The sequence below is a fragment of the Microbacterium sp. NPDC055502 genome (assembly GCF_053643635.1).
In genome coordinates this window covers 429,781-449,071 of the sequence record NZ_JBSHKJ010000002.1, presented here as the reverse complement: position 1 = coordinate 449,071, position 19,291 = coordinate 429,781, and the positions used below count along the sequence as shown (strand labels likewise).

Annotated in this window: 19 protein-coding genes; 6 read left to right on the top strand and 13 right to left on the bottom strand. The window is 70.4% G+C overall.

Going from position 1 to position 19,291, the window contains the following annotated elements; translation table 11 throughout:
• Positions 1–5: 5 nt before the first annotated feature.
• Genes ACWH95_RS13145 through smc form a run of 3 tightly spaced genes read right to left on the bottom strand, consistent with a single transcriptional unit; the run spans position 6 to position 5,006 of the window.
• Positions 6–506 (bottom strand): DUF2004 domain-containing protein, encoded by a 501-nt coding sequence (locus tag ACWH95_RS13145; RefSeq protein WP_136034560.1) that lies wholly within the window; start codon positions 504–506, stop codon positions 6–8.
• Between the two features lie 43 nt (positions 507–549).
• Positions 550–1,422: a signal recognition particle-docking protein FtsY gene (gene ftsY, locus ACWH95_RS13140; protein WP_136034558.1), complete on the bottom strand. Its 873-nt coding sequence runs from the start codon at positions 1,420–1,422 to the stop codon at positions 550–552.
• A gap of 35 nt (positions 1,423–1,457) precedes the next feature.
• Complete coding sequence (gene smc / locus ACWH95_RS13135) at positions 1,458–5,006, bottom strand: chromosome segregation protein SMC (protein WP_454120790.1); 3,549 nt, start codon at positions 5,004–5,006, stop codon at positions 1,458–1,460.
• A 550-nt stretch (positions 5,007–5,556) separates the two neighbouring features.
• Between smc and ACWH95_RS13130 the strand changes: the two genes are divergently transcribed.
• The 4 genes from ACWH95_RS13130 to ACWH95_RS13115 all read left to right on the top strand — a co-directional run bounded on the left by ACWH95_RS13130 (position 5,557) and on the right by ACWH95_RS13115 (position 9,165).
• Complete coding sequence (locus ACWH95_RS13130; RefSeq protein WP_454120789.1) at positions 5,557–5,841, top strand: hypothetical protein; 285 nt, start codon at positions 5,557–5,559, stop codon at positions 5,839–5,841.
• A 131-nt stretch (positions 5,842–5,972) separates the two neighbouring features.
• A complete protein-coding gene (locus ACWH95_RS13125; RefSeq protein WP_454120788.1) occupies positions 5,973–7,052 on the top strand; it encodes an N-acetyltransferase family protein in 1,080 nt (359 codons plus the stop codon).
• A 98-nt stretch (positions 7,053–7,150) separates the two neighbouring features.
• Positions 7,151–7,846, top strand: a complete 696-nt coding sequence (locus tag ACWH95_RS13120) for an ABC transporter ATP-binding protein (RefSeq protein ID WP_136034550.1) — start codon at positions 7,151–7,153, stop codon at positions 7,844–7,846.
• Positions 7,843–9,165 (top strand): FtsX-like permease family protein, encoded by a 1,323-nt coding sequence (locus ACWH95_RS13115; protein ID WP_136037008.1) that lies wholly within the window; start codon positions 7,843–7,845, stop codon positions 9,163–9,165. Before ACWH95_RS13120 ends, ACWH95_RS13115 begins: the two co-directional genes overlap by 4 nt.
• A 2-nt stretch (positions 9,166–9,167) precedes the next feature.
• Here the strand turns inward: ACWH95_RS13115 and mutM are convergent, their stop codons facing one another.
• The 6 genes from mutM to ACWH95_RS13085 form a co-directional block, all read right to left on the bottom strand.
• The gene (gene mutM / locus ACWH95_RS13110) at positions 9,168–10,034 is read right to left on the bottom strand and encodes a bifunctional DNA-formamidopyrimidine glycosylase/DNA-(apurinic or apyrimidinic site) lyase (RefSeq protein WP_454120787.1); all 867 of its coding nucleotides are present in this window, start codon (positions 10,032–10,034) and stop codon (positions 9,168–9,170) included.
• Positions 10,027–10,719 (bottom strand): ribonuclease III, encoded by a 693-nt coding sequence (gene rnc, locus ACWH95_RS13105; RefSeq protein WP_136034544.1) that lies wholly within the window; start codon positions 10,717–10,719, stop codon positions 10,027–10,029. The genes mutM and rnc overlap by 8 nt, the downstream gene beginning before the upstream one ends.
• Before the next feature lie 10 nt (positions 10,720–10,729).
• The gene (gene rpmF / locus ACWH95_RS13100) at positions 10,730–10,939 is read right to left on the bottom strand and encodes a 50S ribosomal protein L32 (RefSeq protein ID WP_050721097.1); all 210 of its coding nucleotides are present in this window, start codon (positions 10,937–10,939) and stop codon (positions 10,730–10,732) included.
• 2 nt (positions 10,940–10,941) lie between these two features.
• Complete coding sequence (locus ACWH95_RS13095) at positions 10,942–11,436, bottom strand: YceD family protein (RefSeq protein ID WP_136034620.1); 495 nt, start codon at positions 11,434–11,436, stop codon at positions 10,942–10,944.
• A gap of 114 nt (positions 11,437–11,550) precedes the next feature.
• Entirely contained in the window at positions 11,551–12,048 is a 498-nt protein-coding gene (gene coaD, locus ACWH95_RS13090; protein ID WP_136034542.1) for a pantetheine-phosphate adenylyltransferase, read from the bottom strand.
• A gap of 30 nt (positions 12,049–12,078) precedes the next feature.
• Positions 12,079–14,253 (bottom strand): ATP-dependent DNA helicase RecG, encoded by a 2,175-nt coding sequence (locus ACWH95_RS13085; RefSeq protein ID WP_454120786.1) that lies wholly within the window; start codon positions 14,251–14,253, stop codon positions 12,079–12,081.
• A gap of 61 nt (positions 14,254–14,314) precedes the next feature.
• Between ACWH95_RS13085 and rsmD the strand changes: the two genes are divergently transcribed.
• A complete protein-coding gene (gene rsmD / locus ACWH95_RS13080; RefSeq protein WP_454120785.1) occupies positions 14,315–14,929 on the top strand; it encodes a 16S rRNA (guanine(966)-N(2))-methyltransferase RsmD in 615 nt (204 codons plus the stop codon).
• Here rsmD and thiL read toward each other — a convergent pair.
• Positions 14,899–15,894, bottom strand: a complete 996-nt coding sequence (thiL, locus tag ACWH95_RS13075; protein WP_136034536.1) for a thiamine-phosphate kinase — start codon at positions 15,892–15,894, stop codon at positions 14,899–14,901. The two genes, rsmD and thiL, sit on opposite strands and share 31 nt — an antisense overlap.
• Before the next feature lie 23 nt (positions 15,895–15,917).
• Here thiL and ACWH95_RS13070 point away from each other — a divergent pair, with 23 nt between their 5' ends.
• Positions 15,918–16,400 (top strand): DUF3515 domain-containing protein, encoded by a 483-nt coding sequence (locus ACWH95_RS13070; protein ID WP_454120784.1) that lies wholly within the window; start codon positions 15,918–15,920, stop codon positions 16,398–16,400.
• Positions 16,401–16,419: 19 nt separating this feature from the next.
• Here the strand turns inward: ACWH95_RS13070 and ACWH95_RS13065 are convergent, their stop codons facing one another.
• The 3 genes from ACWH95_RS13065 to ACWH95_RS13055 are packed head-to-tail and all read right to left on the bottom strand — an operon-like array spanning position 16,420 to position 19,286.
• Positions 16,420–17,502 (bottom strand): D-alanine--D-alanine ligase family protein, encoded by a 1,083-nt coding sequence (locus ACWH95_RS13065; protein ID WP_136034531.1) that lies wholly within the window; start codon positions 17,500–17,502, stop codon positions 16,420–16,422.
• Positions 17,408–18,541: an NAD(P)H-dependent glycerol-3-phosphate dehydrogenase gene (locus ACWH95_RS13060; protein ID WP_454120783.1), complete on the bottom strand. Its 1,134-nt coding sequence runs from the start codon at positions 18,539–18,541 to the stop codon at positions 17,408–17,410. The genes ACWH95_RS13065 and ACWH95_RS13060 overlap by 95 nt, the downstream gene beginning before the upstream one ends.
• Entirely contained in the window at positions 18,531–19,286 is a 756-nt protein-coding gene (locus tag ACWH95_RS13055; RefSeq protein ID WP_136034526.1) for a lysophospholipid acyltransferase family protein, read from the bottom strand. The genes ACWH95_RS13060 and ACWH95_RS13055 overlap by 11 nt, the downstream gene beginning before the upstream one ends.
• Between the last annotated feature and the right edge of the window lie 5 nt (positions 19,287–19,291).

The following is a 19,291-nucleotide window of genomic DNA, read 5'->3' as shown; positions in this document are numbered from 1 at the left end:
CCGGGTCAGTCAGCGCTCATCACGGACTGCACGCTTCCGTCCGAGCCGAGGTTCACGAGCAGCACGTCGTCGGTCGCACTGTCGTCGAGCGCGTACTCGAGCACCGCGAAGGGCTCGGACCCGCCATGCTCGTCCGCCAGGATCGTCATGCTCATCAGGCGTAGCGAGCGGATAATGTCCACCGCAGCATCGCCGGACACGTCCACCAGCACGTCCGGCAGGTCGTCGCCGAAGGCCTCCTGCTGCTGAAGGATGTACTCGGTCACCTCGCTCGTCCGGTCATCCACCTCGGACAACATGCCGCGGCGGGCCGTGGCGTCGACGTTCTCCAGTCCCGCGATCAGCGCGGCGGCGATGTCGAGGGCATCAGCGGACACGTCGTCCTGGTCCGGAGCGGTGAGGTCGACCGTCACGCTCTGGTCACCGAGCTCGACGGTCTCCGACCAGAAGATCGAGCCGTCGGGGCCCGACGACAGCAGTCCGAAGTAGTCGTGTTCGATCGCCATAACGCTATGAAACCAGCCTCGTGCTCAGGGCGGTAGCCCTGTGTCAGCCGACCAGCGCCTGCACGAACACGTGCGGGGTGAAACCGGTCAGATCGTCGATGCCCTCGCCCTGTCCGAGCAGCTTCACCGGGATCCCGGTGCGCTCCTGGACCGCGAGAACGAAGCCGCCCTTGGCCGACCCGTCGAGCTTGGTCAGCACGAGCCCGGTGACACCGGCGTGCTGCAGGAACGTCTCCGCCTGCATGACCCCGTTCTGCCCCGTCGTTGCGTCGAGCACCAGCAGCACCTCGCTGATCGGGGCCTGCTTCTCCACGACCCGGCGGATCTTGCCGAGCTCGTCCATCAGCCCGCCCTTGGTGTGCAGACGACCGGCCGTGTCGATGATCGCGATCTCCATGCCCTCGCGCTTGGCGTACTCCACGGTCTGGAACGCCACAGACGCCGGGTCCTGCCCCTCGTGCTGCGGGCGGACGATCGCCGCCCCTCCGCGCTGCGCCCACGTGGCGAGCTGGTCCACGGCGGCGGCACGGAACGTGTCGGCGGCCCCCACCACGACGCTGCGCTGGTAGCCGCGCAGGAACTTGGTGAACTTGCCGATCGTGGTGGTCTTCCCGACCCCGTTGACGCCGACGACGAGCACGACGGCCGGGCGCTCGGTGAGCTTGAGCGTCGTGTCGAACTTCGCGAAGTGCTCCTCGAGCGTCTCGCGCAGCATGCGCTGGAGGTCGCGCGGGTCGGTCGTGCGGTACTTCGCGACCTTGTCGCGGAGCTCGTCGACGATGCGCTCGCTGATGTCCGGCCCGAAGTCGGCCGTGATCAGGGCGGTCTCCAGGTCTTCCCACGTCGTCTCATCGATCGTGGGCTTGACGAACATGCCGCGCAGGGCGCGACCGAGAGACCAGGACTTCTCTGCCATCCCCCCAGCCTACGGGTAGCCGTTCGCTACGCCGGTCAGCTCGCCGCGGCGGCGGCGCGGTCACCGACGCGCTGACCGACGACAGCGGACACGCCGTCCTGGCGCATCGAGACGCCGTACAGCGCGTCGGCGATCTCCATCGTGCGCTTCTGGTGCGTGATCACCAGGAGCTGAGATGTCTCCCGCAACTGCTCGAACACGGTGAGCAGCCGGCCGAGGTTCGCATCGTCGAGGGCCGCCTCCACCTCGTCGAGGATGTAGAACGGGCTGGGACGCGCCTTGAAGATCGCCACCAGCAGCGCGACAGCGGCCAGCGACCGCTCCCCTCCGGAGAGCAGCGACAGGCGCTCGATCTTCTTCCCGACGGGCCGCACCGAGACCTCGATGCCGGTCGTGAGCATGTTGTCCGGGTCGGTCAGGGAGATGCTCCCCGTCCCACCGGGGAACAGCAGCGGGAAGACCTGACCGAACGCCTCCTTGGTGTCCTCGAACGCACTGGCGAAGATGGTCTGCATCCGCTCGTCGAGGTCCGCGATGATCGTCAGCAGATCCTGACGGGTCTGGGTCAGGTCGGCGAGCTGCTCCGTCAGGAAGGCGTGGCGCTGCTCGAGCGCGGCGAACTCCTCCAGAGCGAGCGGATTGACGCGGCCCAGCTGGGCGAGCTTCCGCTCGGCCTCGGCCAGCCGGCGCTGCTGGATACGACGATCGAACGGGATCGCCGTGTCGTCGAGCAGTTCGTCCGCAGGGGGCTCCACTCCGGGATCGCGCGGAACGAGCTGATCAGGTCCATATTCCGCAACGAGAATATCTTCGTCGAGCGACAGCTCGGAGGACACACGCTCCAGCAGGCTGTGCAGGTGGAGCTTCTTCTCGTGGATCTGCAGCTCCAGGCCGTGCACGCTCTCGGTGAGGCCGGCGAGCCGCTCGCGCAGCGACGTCTCCTGCTTCCGGAGCGCCACCAGCTCCTCGTTCTGCGCTGCTCTGGCGGCCTCCGCCTCGGCGAGAGCCACACGGGCCTCGGTCACCGAGCGGTCGAGCGAGTCGAGGATGCGCGGAAGCTCCTCTGCCACCCCGGAGGCGGCCTCCCGCTGTGCCCGACGGATCACTGCACGGCGGGCGGCCTCGGCGGCGGCGTCCCGCTCCTGCTCGCGCTGCCGTTCGAGCGTCGCGACCCTCGCCTGCGCCGCACGCACCCTCTCGCGCAGCGTCTCGACCTCGAGCCGCGCGCGCACCTCTCCCTCGCGGGCGAGCTCGAGCGCCTCGAGCAGACCGTCGCGGGCAGACGCGTCCAGCACGGGACGCGGCGCGGCCACGGCCTCGTCGAGCTCCGCACGGGCCGACTCCGCCTTCGCCTCGGCATCCGCGACTGCAGCCTGGGCCTGCGCGAGCCCCGACTCCAGGCGCTCGCACTCGGCCACGGCGGACTCGTGCCGCACCGTGACGCGGTTGACCTGCTCGGCGTGCGTGGCCAGGGCGGCATCGTGCTCGCGCAGCGCCCGCAACGCGTCCTTGGCCTGACGCCGTGTGGCCTCCACCTGCTCGTCCGCCTCGATCCGCGCCTCCCGGAGCGAGTCGACGACGATCTGGATCTCGGCGAGCCGCTCCGTCGCCGCGTCGCGCTCGGCCGCGAGCTCGAGACGCGACCGCTCACCACCGGAGCCCGTGCGCAGCGTCTGCGCGGTGATCACCTCGCCGCTGGTCGTCACGATCGTCGTCCGCGTGTCGGACAGCGCATCCAGAGCGGCTCGCGCCGAGCGCGCCGCATCGAGGTCTTCGGCGATCAGCACATGCGACAGGATGCCCAGGACGCCGTCGGGTGCGGTCACCACGTCGATCGCGGACGTGACACCGTCAACGGGATGCGCGGTCGACTCGGGGCGCAGAGCATTCGCCACCACGAAATCCACGACCCCACGGCGCTCCGCCGCAGCCAGGGCAGCCAGCGTGAACGCGACGTCCGCGCTGTCGATCAGCACGCCCTCCGCGAGCGGACCGAGGACCGCGGCGATCGCCGCCTCGAACCCCGGCCTGACCTGCACCGCGTCGCCGACCAGTCCGCGGACTCCCGCGCCACCGGCCTTCACGATCTCGGCGGCACCACCGGACAGCGACAGCGCGCTGCTCAGCGCCGCCGCCTTCGCCGTGAGCGAGTCGACCTCGCGCTCCGCGGCGTGGAGCCGTTCGCGCAGCGTCTCGCGCTCGGCCTCCGCCGCCGTCGCCGCCCGCTGCGCGCTCTCATAGGCGGCAGCGTGCTCGACGGCTGTGCCCTGCGGTGCCTCGGCGTCCTCGATCGCCTCCAGTGCCTCCGCCGCCTCCCGCCGCCGTTCGTTCGCCGCTTCGAGCGCATTCTCCTGGCGCAGCACGGCACCACGCACCGCGGCAAGGGCCGACGCCGCCGCATCAGCCGTACCGCGCAGGGCCGTCAGGCGCATGTCGTACTCCGACACGAGCGCGCTCTGCTCCGCGATGTCGACGTCGAGCGTGTCGAGCTCCGCCCTGGCGTGCACGACCTCGCGGCTCGCCGCGACCGCGGCATCCTGCGCATCGCCCAGGCCCGAGGAGATCGTCTCGATGTCGTCCTTCGCCTCGTCGATCGTCGCCTGCGTCACCGTGACCGCGGTCACGGCGGCATCGTCCTCCTCCGAGCCGAGCAGAGCGAGACGCTGATTGGCGAGGGTGTACAGCCCCCGCATGCGCTCCTGGACCTGCTCGAGCCCGAAGGCCACGCCGCGCGCCGCATCGACGGCGACGGAGTTCTGGTCCTTCTCGAGCCGCGCGATGCTCGCACGCACCGCCTCGGCCTGATCCGACAGCACGAGGCGCTCCGTGTGACGCTCCTGCTCCGTGCGGGTGTGGTCGGCCAGGGCCGTGCGCAGGGCGACTACGTCGTCCGCGAACAGCCGGGCCTTCGCATCTCGCACCACGGCCGCGATCGTCTGGGCCTCCCTGGCGATCTCGGCCTGACGGCCCAGCGGCTTCAGCTGCCGCCGGATCTCACCGGCCAGGTCGCTCAGACGCGTCAGGTTGGCCTCCATGGCGTCGAGCTTGCGGAGGGTCTTCTCCTTGCGGCGTCGGTGCTTGAGGATCCCCGCCGCCTCCTCGATGAAGCCACGGCGATCCTCCGGCGAAGCCTGCAGCACGGTGTCGAGGCGCCCCTGACCCACGATCACATGCATCTCGCGGCCGAGACCCGAGTCGCTCAGGAGCTCCTGCACGTCGAGCAGTCGGCAGCCCTCGCCGTTGATCGCGTACTCGCTCGATCCGTTGCGGAACAGCGTGCGGCTGATCGTGACCTCGGCGTACTCGATCGGCAGTGCTCCGTCGGCGTTGTCGATCGTGAGCTGCACCTCGGCTCGCCCGAGGGGCCCTCGCGTAGAGGTGCCGGCGAAGATGACGTCCTCCATCTTGCCGCCGCGGAGGGTCTTCGCGCCCTGCTCCCCCATGACCCAGGCGAGGGCGTCGACCACGTTGGACTTGCCGGAGCCGTTCGGACCCACGATGCAGGTCACGCCGGGCTCGAAGACGAAGCTCGTCGGCTGGGCGAACGACTTGAACCCCTTGAGCGTCAGGCTCTTCAGATGCATGCGGGCACCGCTCGTCGGGGGAGAATCACGTCGCTACGCTACCGGAATCGCGCGGATTCCCACGGATCCCGCGCGGGTCTCGGAGCGAGCTCCTCCGGCAGCGACACGCCGGCGCTAGCACGAAATGCTTGACGATCGGCTGAGAGTTTCGCTACGGTTGGCCTCCGGATCGCCACACGAAAGGAGGTTACCGATGATGATCACTCAGCACACCGCGAAGGCCAACGGCCGCACCGCGCCCGCGCACACCGCGCCGAACCGTGCGTACTCGGTAACCGCCGGCGACCGCCTCGGCACGATCTGCTAGAACCGTCGCCCGGGATGTGACGCCTCTCCGAGGCCATCCGTCCTGCCGGTTCCCCCGCGCCACCACCCTCTGACCCGCACCGCGGAGTCATGGATTCCCCGCCACCCTCGGCACGTGCTCTCGCTTTCTCGCATCAGCGCATCCCCGAGCGGTCGCCACCGTCCGCACCGTCTCCGGCCGGATCCTCGGCCTGCGCCGGTGCTTCCGCACCCTCTCCCATCACGCAACCTCGAAGGAATCATCGTGAACACCACGCTGTACCGCAGCACCACCCACCCGCCCGATATCGAGGACCGTGAGGTCCTCCCCCTCCCCCGCGACGACGAACGGCGACAGCTCCGTCTGACCGACCGCCTGTCCCTCCGGATCGGCCTCTGGCTGCTCCAGCGGGCTCAGCGGCCGCGGCGGCCGCGCCGAAGGCTGACCCTCGACCCGGCCGACCTGTTCCTCGTCGGAGAGCAGCGTCACCGCTCCGCAGCGGAGTCGAACGCCATGCTCATGTTCGACATGCAGCGGGGAATGCGCTGATCCGCATGACCGCATCGCACGCCGTCGACACCGCACCATCGGTCTCCTCCGCCCCGTCCGTGGGCGGAGGAGACCGTGGACGGCCCTTCGCCGTCTCCCCCGCAGCCGCCCGCCACCCCGAAGGAACCGACATGACCATCGCGGAACTGACCATCTCACCGCTGACCGTCCCCGCCGCGCTCGACGCTGACGACGCCGCCGACTTCCGCGCGTACGGCGAACTCAACCGGCAGATCTGCGACGAGCAGGTCGGTATCCCGGATCTCGCGCCGGATGCCGCGCAGATGCTCCCGGGCTGGCAAGACGACACCGACTCCCTCGACCTCGGCTTCGTCGCCCGCGACGGTGCCGACATCGTGGGCATGGTGACGGTGTCCTTCGCGCAGGAGGCGGACGCGAACGCTGCCGAGGTCGACCTGCTCGTGTCTGACGCACACTGGGGCCGAGGCATCGAGGACGCGCTCCTCGCGCGAGCCGAGAGCGAGGCACGGGCCCGCGGGCGCAGCGTGCTGCAGATCTGGAGCCTGCATCGTCCGGAGGAGACATCTCGCATGCTGGTTCCTCGGACCGGATGGGGCCGCATTCCGGCGACGCCGCTGAGCGACCTCGTCGACGCCCACGGGTTCACACTGGAGCAGGTCGAGCGCAACAGTGAATTCGACCTGCGCGCGGACCCCGCTCCCCTGGAGGCCGCTCTGGCCGAGGCCACGCAGGCCGCAGGACCCGACTACCGCGTGGTGGAGTGGCTGCTGCCCACACCGCCCGAGCTCCGCTCCGGGTACGCGGCGGTGCTGGCGCGGCTGTCGACGGACGCTCCGAGCGGCGACATGGACTTCGTCGCGGAGGTCTGGGACGCCGACCGGGTGGCCCGGCGAGATGCACGGTTGACGGGCGCCGGGCAGACGGTGTCCGTCGTCGCCGTGGAGCACGTGCCCACCGGCGACATCGTCGCGTACAACGAGCTGGTCATCGGAGCGGAGCGCACCGGCGTCACGCATCAGTTCGGCACCCTGGTGTCCAAGGACCACCGCGGGCATCGTCTGGGCATGATCGTGAAGTGCGCGAACCTGCTCCGCTGGCGTGAGCTCGTGCCGGATGCCACCGTGGTCTCCACCTTCAACGCGGAGGAGAACCGGCCGATGCTCGACATCAACGAGGCGATCGGGTTCCGCCCGGTCTCGTACGCGGGCGCGTGGCAGAAGAAGCTCTGATCCCGCGGGAGCGGAGTCATCCTCCTGGATGACTCCGCTCCCGGACGGTCATCCGGACGGCCGACGACGTGGGGGCCGCGCGCGGGAAGGCTGGAATCATGAACGCATTCGTGATCGAAGCTCACGCTCTCACCAAGACCTTCGGGGCCACGCGCGCCCTCGCCGGCATCGACCTCGCCGTGCAGCGCGGAGAAGCCGTGGCCATCATGGGCGCCTCCGGATCGGGCAAGACCACTCTGCTGCACGTGCTCGCGGGCATCACGGCCCCCGACGCCGGCAGCGTCACGTTCCACCCGTCCGCCGGCGGACCCGTCGAGGTCACCGCACTCGGGGAATCCGCGCGCTCGCGCCTGCGGCGCGAACGATTCGGCTTCGTGTTCCAGCAGGGACTCCTCATCCCCGAGCTCACCGCGGTCGAGAATGTGGCCCTGGCCTCCATGATCAACGGCGTGGCGAAGAAGGATGCCATCCCGCACGCCGCCTCCTGGCTCGCCGCGCTCGGACTGGCGGGAATGGAGGATCGACGCATCGGCGAACTCTCCGGCGGTCAGGCGCAACGTGTCGCGATCGCGCGCGCGCAGGCGACGGGGGCGGAGATCGTCTTCGCGGACGAGCCGACCGGCGCGCTCGACTCGCACACCTCCGCAGAGGTGATGGATGCACTGCTGTGGTCGACCACCGGCCAGGGACGCACGCTGGTGGTGGTCACGCACGACGCCGACGTCGCGGCACGCTGCACCCGTACGGTCGCCGTGCGTGACGGGCGCGTCGTCTCCTCGGCGGTGGACGCATGAACGCCGGCGTGCTGACGCTCCTCCTGCGGCCGGCCCGCGGAGAGAACAGCGTCCTCGTGCTCCCCGTCGTCGCCTTCGGCATCGTCACCACCCTGGTCCTCACGGTGATCGGCGGTGCGCAGTCGTTCTGGCGGTGGTCCGATGACAGTGCTGCCCTCTACCAGGCACTCGCTGGCATCGCTCTCGTCCTCCTCGTCGTGCCGCTCATGTCCCTCGGCGGTGCGGCCGCCCGACTGTCAGCGCGCCGTCGCGACGAGAGGCTGTCGACACTCCGCCTGCTCGGTGTCACACCCGCGGGGGTGACGGTCGCCACCGTGGCCGAGTCGCTGCTCGTGGCAGCCGTCGGCGCCGCGATCGGGGTGGCGGGTCACCTCGCGATCAGTCCGCTCATCGGCTTGATCCCGTTCCGCGGCGCACCGCTCGGGTTCGATGCTGTGCTCCTGCCACCCGTTCCGATCCTCCTCGTGGTCGCCGTGGTGCTGCTGCTGGCCGTGGTGAGTGCCTCCATCGGTCTGCGCCGCGTGGTGATCTCGCCGCTGGGAGTGCGCACTCGCGCCGTCGTCACCAAGATGCACTGGATCCGTGCGGTGATCGCCGTGGGGGGATTGGCGATCGCCTTCGTGCTCATCAAGGCGGTTCCCGCCATCGCCGGCGGGATGATCGCCGTCATCGTGCTGTGTGGCCTCTACGCCGCGGCGCTCGCTGTGCTGAACCTGGTCGGCCCCTGGGCACTGTCGATCTGGGCACGCACGAGCCTGCGCCGGGCACAGGAGCCCGACCGCATGCTCTCGGCCCGCATCGTCCTGGATGCGCCGAAAGCTGCGTGGCGTCAGGTCGGTGGCATCGCGATGGCGAGCTTCATGGCCGTCTTCGCGGGGACCGGTGTCGCGCTCATGGCGGAGATCGACGGTCCTGGTGCATCCGGGGCCGACGCGACGCTCGCCGCCGATATCCGCACCGGACTCATCATCACCCTGATCGGATCGTTCCTCATGGTGGCGGCATCCGTGGGCGTCAATCAGGCTGCGGACGTGATCGATCAGAGAGATCTCCACCGAAGCCTGCACCAGCTGGGGATGCCGATGGAGATGATCGATCGCGCCCGCCGACGCTCCATCGTCGCCCCGGTGCTCGTGACCTCTCTCGGCTCCGCCCTCTGCGCCGCGTTCCTCGTGTTCCCCCTGCTCGGAATCGCACTGATCACGGCGCCCGTCTCGATCGCCACCATCGCCGTGGTTCTCGTCACCGGGATCGGGCTGGTGTGGGCGAGCACCTGGGCGACGCGGCCGCTCCTCGGGCGAGCCTTCCAGCCGGTGTGACCTCAGCGGCGGCGCTGGCAGGTCGGGCAGAAGTGGGACGACCGGTTCATGAACGACACCCGCCGAATGGCGCCGCCGCACCGCGGACACGGCTCCCCGCCGCGGCCGTAGGCATTGAGGGAGTGGGCGAAGTACCCCGCCTGGCCGTTCACGTTGACGTACTGCGCATCGAAGCTGGTCCCGCCCTCGGCGAGGGCTTTCGCCAACACGGTGCGGACCTCGGTGAGCAGACGGTGCACGGCCGGAGTCGAGAGTCGATCGGCCGGCGTCTCGGGGTGGATACGCGCGGCCCACAGCGACTCGTCGGCATAGATGTTGCCGATACCGCTCACGACGCCCTGGTCGAGCAGCACCCGCTTGACCGCGCTGTGCCGGCGAGCGAGAGCCAGTCGGAACGCGTCGTCGTCGAAGAACGGGTCCATCGGATCGCGCGCGATGTGCGCCACCTGCGTCGGTACGCGCGAGGGCCCGTCCTCCACCAAGGCGTCGACGGCGAGGGAGCCGAACGTGCGCTGATCCGCGAACACGACCGCGAGCTCACCGTGAACGGGATGCTCGATCCCGAGGCGCACGCGTTCATGGCGCTCGGACGGAGCGTCGGGACCCCGCAGCAGCAGCTGTCCGCTCATACCGAGGTGCGCGATCAGCGCCGACTCCCCGTCGTCATCGAGGGGAAGCCACAGGAACTTGCCGCGACGCATCGCCGCCGTGAAGGCACGCCCCTCGAGGCGCTGCACGAAGTCGGCAGCACCCGCCGTGTGCCTGGTGAGGGCGCGCTCGTCGAAGACGCTCACGGCCGTGATCGTCGCGCCGACCGCGGCCGGGGCGAGGCCCGCGCGGACGACCTCGACCTCGGGAAGCTCAGGCACGCTCGTTGAGCACGCGCCAGGCGCTGAGCGCGGCCGCCATCTCCGCGGTCTTCTTGCTGCTTCCGGTGCCGGTCATCTCGACGTCTCCGACGGCGACCGTGGCCGTGAAGCGACGGTCGTGGTCCGGTCCGCTCGCCTCGACCGAGTACTGCGGCGGCGTAGCACCCACCCGGGCGGCAAGCTCCTGCAGGCTGGTCTTCGGGTCCATCGCGGCGCCGTAGCGCTCCGGGTCCGCCAGCAGAGGCTCGGTCAATCGCAGCACCAGCTCGGTCGCCGCCTCCGGCCCCGCGGAGAGGTAGGTGGCGCCGATCACGGCCTCCATGGTGTCGGCCAGGATGGAGTCCTTGTCGCGACCGCCCGTCTGCTCCTCACCGCGACCCAGCAAGAGATGACTTCCGAGGTCGATACCGCGGGCCACCTCGGCCAGGGCCACCGTCGAGACGACGCTTGCCCGCCGCTTGGCCAGTTCGCCCTCGTCGAGGTCGGGGTGCGTGGTGAACAGCATCACCGTCACCGCCTGCCCCAGCACCGAGTCGCCGAGGAACTCCAGGCGCTCGTTGTGCGGGATGCCGCCGTGCTCGTAGGCGTAGGAGCGATGGGTGAGCGCCAACTCCAGAAGCTCCGCGTCGATGTCGACGCGGAGCTTTGCTGGGAGAGGTCTCGTCCCCCCGGGGACCTCCGTCACGGTACGCGACTCAGACGTCGGCGACCTTGCGGCCCTTGTACTCCAGGAAGAGCTCGGTGCCCTGCGAGTCGGTGACGACCTTCGCCTGGTGCGGACGGCTGTAGACGACCTTGCCGTTCTCGACGGTCTTGACGAGCGCCGGAGCCTCCGCCTTCCACTGCGCGCGACGCGAGCGGGTGTTCGAACGGGAGACCTTGCGCTTCGGGGGGTTACCAGCCATGACTAGCTCTCTTCTTTCTCGGCGGCACGGCTCTCTGCCGTGCCGTCTTGGTCTGTGATCTGCTGGAGCGCACTCCATCGAGGATCGATGGGAGCGGCCTGCTCCGTCCCGGTGCTCTCGGTCAGCCTCTCGCCTGTGACCGGGTCGAGCCCGAGGCAATCCGGCTGACACACCGGCTGAAATGGAAGCGACAATACGGCCGCATCCCTGACGAGAGTTTCAAGATCCACGTGGTCGTCTTGAACCTCGAAGTCAGTTTCTTCCTCACCAGGATACGCGAAAAGCTCCTGGAACTCGACTTCGACAGGCTCGGAGATGTCGGTGAGGCAGCGTCCGCAGACGCCGACGTACTCTCCATCCGCGGAACCGGACACGAGAATGCCCTCGTGAACCGACTCCAGACGCACGTCGAGATCCAGCTCGGAGCCTGACTCGAAGGTCACGATGCCCTCCCCCCACTGCTCGGGGAGCGTCACCGTGAAGGTGTGCTCGCGCATCTCCCCCGGACGCCGGACGATGTCACGGACGGGGAGCACGAAGGGGCTGTTGAGTCGGGAACGCACCCCTCAATGCTACCGGGGTCTCCCTGCGACCGGGCCGGACGGGCGGCCTCAGAGGCCGCGCGCACCGGTGTCGAGGAACGACGCGACGGCCGGCGGAACGAACGGCGCGATGTCTCCCCCCAGCGACGCGACCTGGCGCACGAGCGAGCTCGACACCATGGCGTGCGCGGGATCGGGCAGCAGGAAGACGGTCTCGATGTCGGCCAGGTGACGGTTCACGATCGCCATCGGCGACTCGTACGCGACATCGACCTGCGAGCGGATGCCCTTCACCAGCACGCCCGCGTTCACGTCGCGCGCGTAGTCGACGAGGAGACCCATGCTCCAGGAGCCGATCACGATGTTGCCCTGCATGCCGTCCTCGGCGATCGAGCGCTCGAGCAGGGACAGCCGCTGCGCGATCGGCAGCATCGCCTCCTTGCCGGGGTTGTGCACCACCAGCACGTGCAGCTCGTCGTACAGGGCGGCCGCGCGGCGGATCACATCGAGGTGACCCAGGGTCGGCGGATCGAACGAACCCGGGACGACGGCGATCCTGCTGCTCATGCATCCAGCCTAGGGCACGGCCGAACGGCGTCAGTTCTTCGCCAGCGCCGCGCGGTCCTCGTCCGTCACGCGGCGACCGATGGCGTCGCGGAGACCGGGGTGGCGCGCGAGTTCCGGGTCGTCGGACAGGATCCCCTCCGCGAGCTCCCTCGCGCGGGTGATCAGCGCCGCATCCTTCACGACCCTGAGCAGCTTGAGCGACGAGCGCACGCCCGCCTGCGCGGCACCGAGCACGTCGCCCTCCCCCCGCAGCTCCAGATCGACCTCGGCCAGGGCGAACCCATCCAGGGTCGCGGCGACCGCATCGACCCGCTCCCGCGCGACGGAGCCTTCCTCGGCCTCGGTGACCAGCAGGCACAACCCCGGCACGCCGCCACGACCCACACGTCCGCGCAGCTGATGGAGCTGCGACACCCCGAAGCGGTCGGCATCGAGCACGATCATGGTCGAGGCGTTGGGCACGTCGACCCCGACCTCGATCACGGTCGTCGCCAGCAGCAGGTCGATGTCGCCGCGGGCGAAGGACTGCATCACCGCATCCTTCTCCTCCGACGGCATGCGCCCGTGCAGCACCGCGCGCCGGAGGCCGCCGAGCGTCGGATGCGTGGCCAGCGCCTCGTCGAGCTGCACGACGCCCCAGCGCGGCCCCTTCCCGCCCTCCGGCGCCAAAAGCTCCTGCTCGCCCGCCTCCGCCGTCTTCGCCGCCGTGTCGATCGCCGCGCATACCGCGAACACCTGTCGACCCTGCGCGATCTCCTCCGCCGCCCGCTCCCACACGCGGTTGAACCAGCCGGGATGCTCGGCCAGCGGAGCGACGTACGACTCGATGCCGGCGCGACCGGCGGGCATCGTGCGGATGACCGAGGTGTCGAGGTCGCCGAAGACCGTCATCGCGACCGTGCGCGGGATCGGTGTCGCGGTGAGGACGAGCGCGTGCGGACTGGATCCTTTCGCGCGCAGCGCCTCGCGCTGCTCCACACCGAAGCGGTGCTGCTCGTCGACAACGACGAGCCCGAGGTCGGCGAACGTGGTCTTCTCCCCCAGCAGCGCGTGCGTCCCGACCACGATGAGCGACTGCCCGGAGGCGACCCGGAGCGCAGCCCTACGCCGCTCGGCCGCGGGGAGCTGACCCGTGAGCAGCGTCGGCATCAGCAGCGGGGCGAGCTGCGGGCCCAGCATCTTCGTGATGGAGCGCAGGTGCTGGGCCGCGAGGACCTCGGTCGGGGCGATCAGGGCCGCCTGTCCCCCGCTCTCGGCCACCTGCAGCATGGCGCGCAGCGCGACGAGGGTCTTTCCCGAGCCGACCTCGCCCTGCACCAGTCGGTTCATCGGCCACGCACCGACCAGGTCGTGCGCGATCTGCGCGCCCACGGTCTCCTGGTCGGGGGTCAGCGTGTACGGCAGCGCAGCGTCGAACCGTTCGAGGAGCCCACCGGGGTGAGCCGGGCGCGACGTGGCCGCCAGGGCGCGCACCGCCTGGCGCTGCTGCAGCAGCGCCGTCTGCAGGGTCAGCGCCTCGTGCATGCGGAGGGTGCGCACCGCGGGGTCGATGTCGTTGCGCATGCGGGGGCGGTGGATGCGCTCGAGCGCCTCCCGCGCCGTGAGCAGTTCTTCGCCGCGACGCACCTCTTCGGGCAACGGCTCAGGCACCTCGGTCAGCCCGTCCAGCACGCGGCCGACCAGGCGGGCGATCTGCCACGTCTGGATCGCCGACGTCGCCGGGTAGATGGGAATGGGCACCGCCGCCCGCGCGTCGGCCCGACGGCGCGCCGCATCCTCATCATCGAACAGCTCGTACTCGGGATGCGCGAACTGCGTGACGCCGTTGAACTCGCCCACTTTGCCGGAGAAGACCCCGCGACGGCCGACCGCGAGATCGTTCGACCGCCACTCGGCCGCACCGATGTTCTTCGCGAAGAAGGTCAAGGACATGCGACCCACCCCGTCGCCGATCACCACGTCCACCATCGCGCCGGGTCGGTTGCGCATACGACGGAAGCTCGACGACAGCACCTCGGCGACGATCGTGACCGTCTCGCCGATCGGGAGATCGCGGATCGGCGTGAGCTCACCCGGATCCGCATAGCGCCGCGGATAGTGGCCGAGCAGATCGCCCACGGTCTTCATGCCGAAGGCGCGACCCAGCGTCTTGGCCGACGCCGCGCCAATGGCCTCCTCCAGCGAGGATTCGAGCGTGAGCGACATGCTCCGAGTCTAGAGAACGCGACCGACACGACGTCGTCGCCCCCTGTCGTATCGTGAACGAGTGACCAGGATCATCGCAGGCCGCGCGCGCGGCATCCGTCTCGAGGTTCCTGGGGCGGGGACGCGGCCCACGAGCGATCGCGTGCGGGAGTCGCTGTTCGCCGCGCTCGAGTCGCTCGATGCGATCGACGGCGCGCGGGTCCTCGACCTGTACGCCGGCTCAGGGGCCCTCGGGCTCGAGGCGCTCAGCCGCGGAGCGTCGACCGCAGACCTGGTCGAGCGGGGTCGCCCCGCCGCGGCCGTCGTGCGCCGTAACGCGGGAGCGGTCGCCAGGGCGAGCGGCCGGCCGCCGGCACGGGTGCACGAAGCGAGCGTCCGCTCCTACCTGGCCCGCGCCACGGGGCCCTACGACCTCGTGTTCACGGACCCGCCGTACGACCTCGATGACGCCGCCATGACCGCGGACCTGATCGCCCTCGCGCCGCTCCTGAGCGACGACGCCGTGCTGATCGTCGAACGTGCCCGTCGCTCCACCCCTCCGGACGTCGAGGCGGCGGGACTGCACGTGTTCCGCGAGAAGACCTATGGCGACACCGCGCTCTGGTGGTGCGAACGCGCGGGCGAGGCCGCGCTTGCGGAACAGGATCAGCCCGCCACGGAGTCCCAGTCGCGATAGGGGTCCCAGCCGCTGACGTCGACCGGGAGGTCGTCGCAGAGCAGGTTCTCGTCCGCGCGCTCCCGCACGGTGCCGATCGCCCGGAACCCCGGCGGCAGGATCCCGTCCGGGAAGCTCGCCAGCAGCGCATGATCCTCCCCGCCCGCCAGCGCCCGCTCCGGGAAGTCACCGAGCTCGGCGCGCTCCAGCGCGATCGTCACACCCGAGGCATCCGCCATCCGCCGCGCGTCGAGCGCCAGCCCGTCGGAGACGTCCATCATCGCGGTCGCCCCGGCCGCCGCGGCCACCACGCCCAGCCCGATCGGCGGCGACGGACGCAGCTGCGCAGCCACCGCCGCGCTCTCCCCTGGTCCGAGCAGGGACGGGTCGACCGGAATCGGCGCGTCGCCGTCGCGGAAGCGCCCGAACAAGATCGCGAGCCCATGCGCGGCATGACCGAGCTCGCCGGCGACCGCGACCACGTCACCGGGTCGCGCACCCGCCCGCGTGACGGGAGGGCGCCCTTCCAGGTCACCGAGAGCGGTCACCGCCACCGTCAGCACATCGGACACCGTCAGGTCGCCGCCCACCACCGCACACCCCGGCGCCAGGGCCGCGCACGCATCGCGGAATCCGTCGGCCAGCCGTTCCACGAACGACAGCCGCAGATCGCGCGGCACCGCCAGGGCCACCAGCAGCGCGGTCGGACGCGCCCCCATCGCCGCGACGTCCGCGAGGTTCACGGCCGCGGCCTTCCAGCCGAGATCGTGCCCGCTGGACCACGCCAGTCGGAAGTCGGGACCGTGCACCAGCGTGTCCGTCGTCGCGACGACCGAGCCCGACGGCGCCGCGATCACGGCCGCATCATCACCCGGCCCGAGGAGCGTGTGCGCTCCCGGGGTCGTGCGGCTCAGGATCGACCGCAGGATGCGTCCCTCCGAGAGCTCTGCCAGGCGCGGGTCGTCGGCATCGGGTCGGGAGTGCATGTCGTCAAAGGTAGCCTGGATGCATGCCCCGTTCTCGTCGTATCGCCGCCGTCGCCGGGGCGATCGCCCTCGCCGCCGTCGTCACCGGATGCTCGACCACCGTCCACCTGGAACCCGCGGACGACGCCAACGATCCGGGCTGCGCCTCCGTCTCCGTGCTGCTCCCCGACAGCGTCGACGGGTTCGACCGGGTGTGGACCGACGCGCAGGCCACGGGCGCCTGGGGCGACCCCACGATCGTGCTGCGCTGCGGCGTGGAGCCCCCCGCGCCATCCGCGCTCGTCTGCACGACGCTCGGCGGCGTCGACTGGCTGGTGCTCGATCAGGAGGAGGAGCGGCAGCGCCTCGTCACGTACGGGCGCGAGCCCGCGGTGGAGGTCATCATCCGCCGCGGCGAGCAGATCGACTTTCAGTCGATCGTGAACACCCTCTCGTCGAGCATCCAGTCCGGCCTGTCGCCCGCGACCGCGCAGTGCACGGACCGCGTGGAGTTCCCCGCGGGCTGAGCGCCGCGGAGAACCCGGGTCAGCGGCGCAGACCCGCCTCCACCAGCTCCGTGATCAGGTCGCGGTAGCTCAGCCCGGAGGCCACCCAGCACTTGGGGAACATCGAGATCGGCGTGAACCCGGGCATCGTGTTCAGCTCGTTCACCACGAGCTCGCCCGACGGCGTGAGGAACATGTCGACCCTGGCGAGGCCCCGGCCGTCCACCGCCTCGAACGCGCGGACCCCGGCCTCCTGCACCGCCGACACCTCCGCGTCGCTCAGCTCCGCCGGGCACACGACGTCGACCCCGTCGCCGCCGAGGTACTTGCCCTCGAAGTCGTAGAAGCCGCGCGACGTGAGGACGATCTCGCCCGGGAGCGAGGCGCGGACACCCTCCGCCGCCTCCAGCACCGCGACCTCGATCTCGCGCCCGGTGACCCCCGACTCGATGAGGACCTTGTCGTCTTCCGCGAACGCCACAGCGAGAGCCGCATCGAGCTCCTCCGGGGCGCTCACCTTCGACACCCCCACGCTCGAGCCCGCCCGTGCGGGCTTCACGAACACCGGGAGGCCCAGACCGGCCGCCTGCTCGCGTACCGACGACGGGTCGCCGTCCCACGCCGCGCGCCGCACCGTGACCCACGGCGCCACCGGGATGCCCGCGGCCTGCAGGGCGATCTTCATGAAGTGCTTGTCCATGCACAGCGCCGAATCGAGCACGCCGCCGCCCGCGTACGGCACCTCGAGCGTGTCGAAGTACCCCTGGATCGTGCCGTCCTCGCCGTGCGGTCCGTGCAGGATGGGCAGGACCACGTCGATCTCGCCGAGACCGTCGACGGCGCCGCCGGGGTGCACCACGCGGAGCGTGCGGTCGCCGCCCGGCTCCGGCCACAGGATGCGCGTGCCATTGTCGACCACTTCGGGCAGGTGCGCCGCATCGAGCGGGAACTTCGCCGGGTCGTCGTCCTCCAGCACGAAGGCGCCCTCGCGCGTGATCCCCACCGGGATCACCGCGTAGCGGTCGCGGTCAATCGCGCCGAGCACTCCCCCCGCCGTTGCGGAACTGATCGAATGCTCGCTGGAGCGCCCTCCGAAGAGCACCACCACCGTCTGCTTGTCCATGGTTGGTCCTCTCCCCCTGCGGGGTGTCGTCGTCCGTCGTGAGATGCGGGGCGATATCCCGGGGATCCATCTTGCCGTCGAGCACCATCTTCACCTGCTCGACGATCGGCATGTCGACCCCGGCCTCGCGGGCAAGCTGCAGCACGGGGGCGACCGAGGCCAGCCCCTCCGCGGTCTGCTGCATCTGCTTCACGACGTCCTGGAACGAATAGCCCTGTCCGAGCAGCCGCCCGGCCGTGTTGTTCCGGCTCAGCGGCGACTGGCACGTCGCGATCAGGTCGCCGAGCCCCGCGAGCCCCTGCAGCGTCTCCGGCTGCGCGCCGTTCGCGACCGCGAAGTCGGTCATCTCGACCAGGCCACGCGTGATGATCGAAGCCTTGGTGTTCTCGCCGTAGCCGACGCCGTCGACGATGCCGATCGCGACGGCGATGAGGTTCTTCAGCACCCCGCCGAACTCGGTGCCGATCACGTCGGTGTTCACGAACGTGCGGAAGTAGCCGTTGCGCGCGGCCCGCGCCACGACCTCCGCCGTCTCCTGGCTCAGCGACGAGATGACGGCCGCGGTGGGCTGCTCGCGCGCGATCTCCAGCGCCAGGTTGGGGCCGGACGCCACCGCGATGCGCTCCGGGTCGCAGCGCACCTCCTGCTCGATCACCTGACTCATGCGCAGACCCGTGCCCCGCTCGACGCCCTTCATGAGGCTGACGATCCGGGCATCGCCGGACGCGATCAGCGGTCGCAGCGCCTTGAGGTTCTCGCGCAGCGATTGGCTCGGCACCGACAGGTACACCTGCTCCGCCCCGTCGAGCGCCGAGGAGAGCTCGTGCGTGGCCGCCATGGTTCGCGGGAGGTTGATGCCCGGCAGGTAGCGCGAGTTGCGCTTGGCCTCGTCGATCTCGTGCGCCAGCTCGGCGCGGCGGGCCCACATCGTGACCTGCGCTCCGCCATCGGCCAGGATCTTCCCGAACGTGGTGCCCCAGCTGCCCGCGCCGATCACGGCGACCCGGGGTCCCGCTGGTGTGTTCCTCTTAGGAGTCAAGTCGACCGGTCTCCTTCTGGCCGTGGCTCGCGGGGTTCCACCGCTCCGCTGGCGCCTTCTCCTCGCGCAGCTCCTCGAGCAGCGCCGTGATCGCGTTCATCAGACGGCTCGTCGCCTCCGTCAGCGCGGCGGGCTCGGTCGCACGCCCGCGCAGATCCTCGACGTCGATCGGGTCGCCCACCAGCACGCGGACCGGCTTGCGCAGCGGCCACAGGCTCAGGCCCTTCTGATAGCGACCCATGATCTCCTGAGTACCCCACTGAGCCATCGGGATCAGCGGGATCCCGTCGGCGAGGGCAAGGCGGACCGCGCCGGACTTGCCGCGCATCGGCCACAGATCCGGGTCGCGCGTGAGCGTGCCCTCCGGGTACACGATCACACCGCGGCCGTGCTCGACGAGCTCCGCCGACTGCGCCATGGTCTGCTTGGCCGCGGTCGCCGACGACGTCCGCGCGACCGGCACCATGCCCGTGCGACGCAGCACCCATCCGAGCACGGGGACACGGAACAGGCTCTCCTTCGCCATGAACCGCGGGGCTCGTCCGATGCGCCACACGGCGACCGCGACGATCAGCGGGTCGAACTCGGAGTAGTGGTTCGGGGCGAGCACGAACGCGCCGTCGCGCGGCAGCTTCTCACCACCGGTGACACGGATCTTGGCGAGCAGCGACACGAGCGGGATGACGATCGCCGCGAGGGGCCAGAACAGACTCGGACGCGTCTTCTCCGGCGACCGGGAAGCCATCGGGC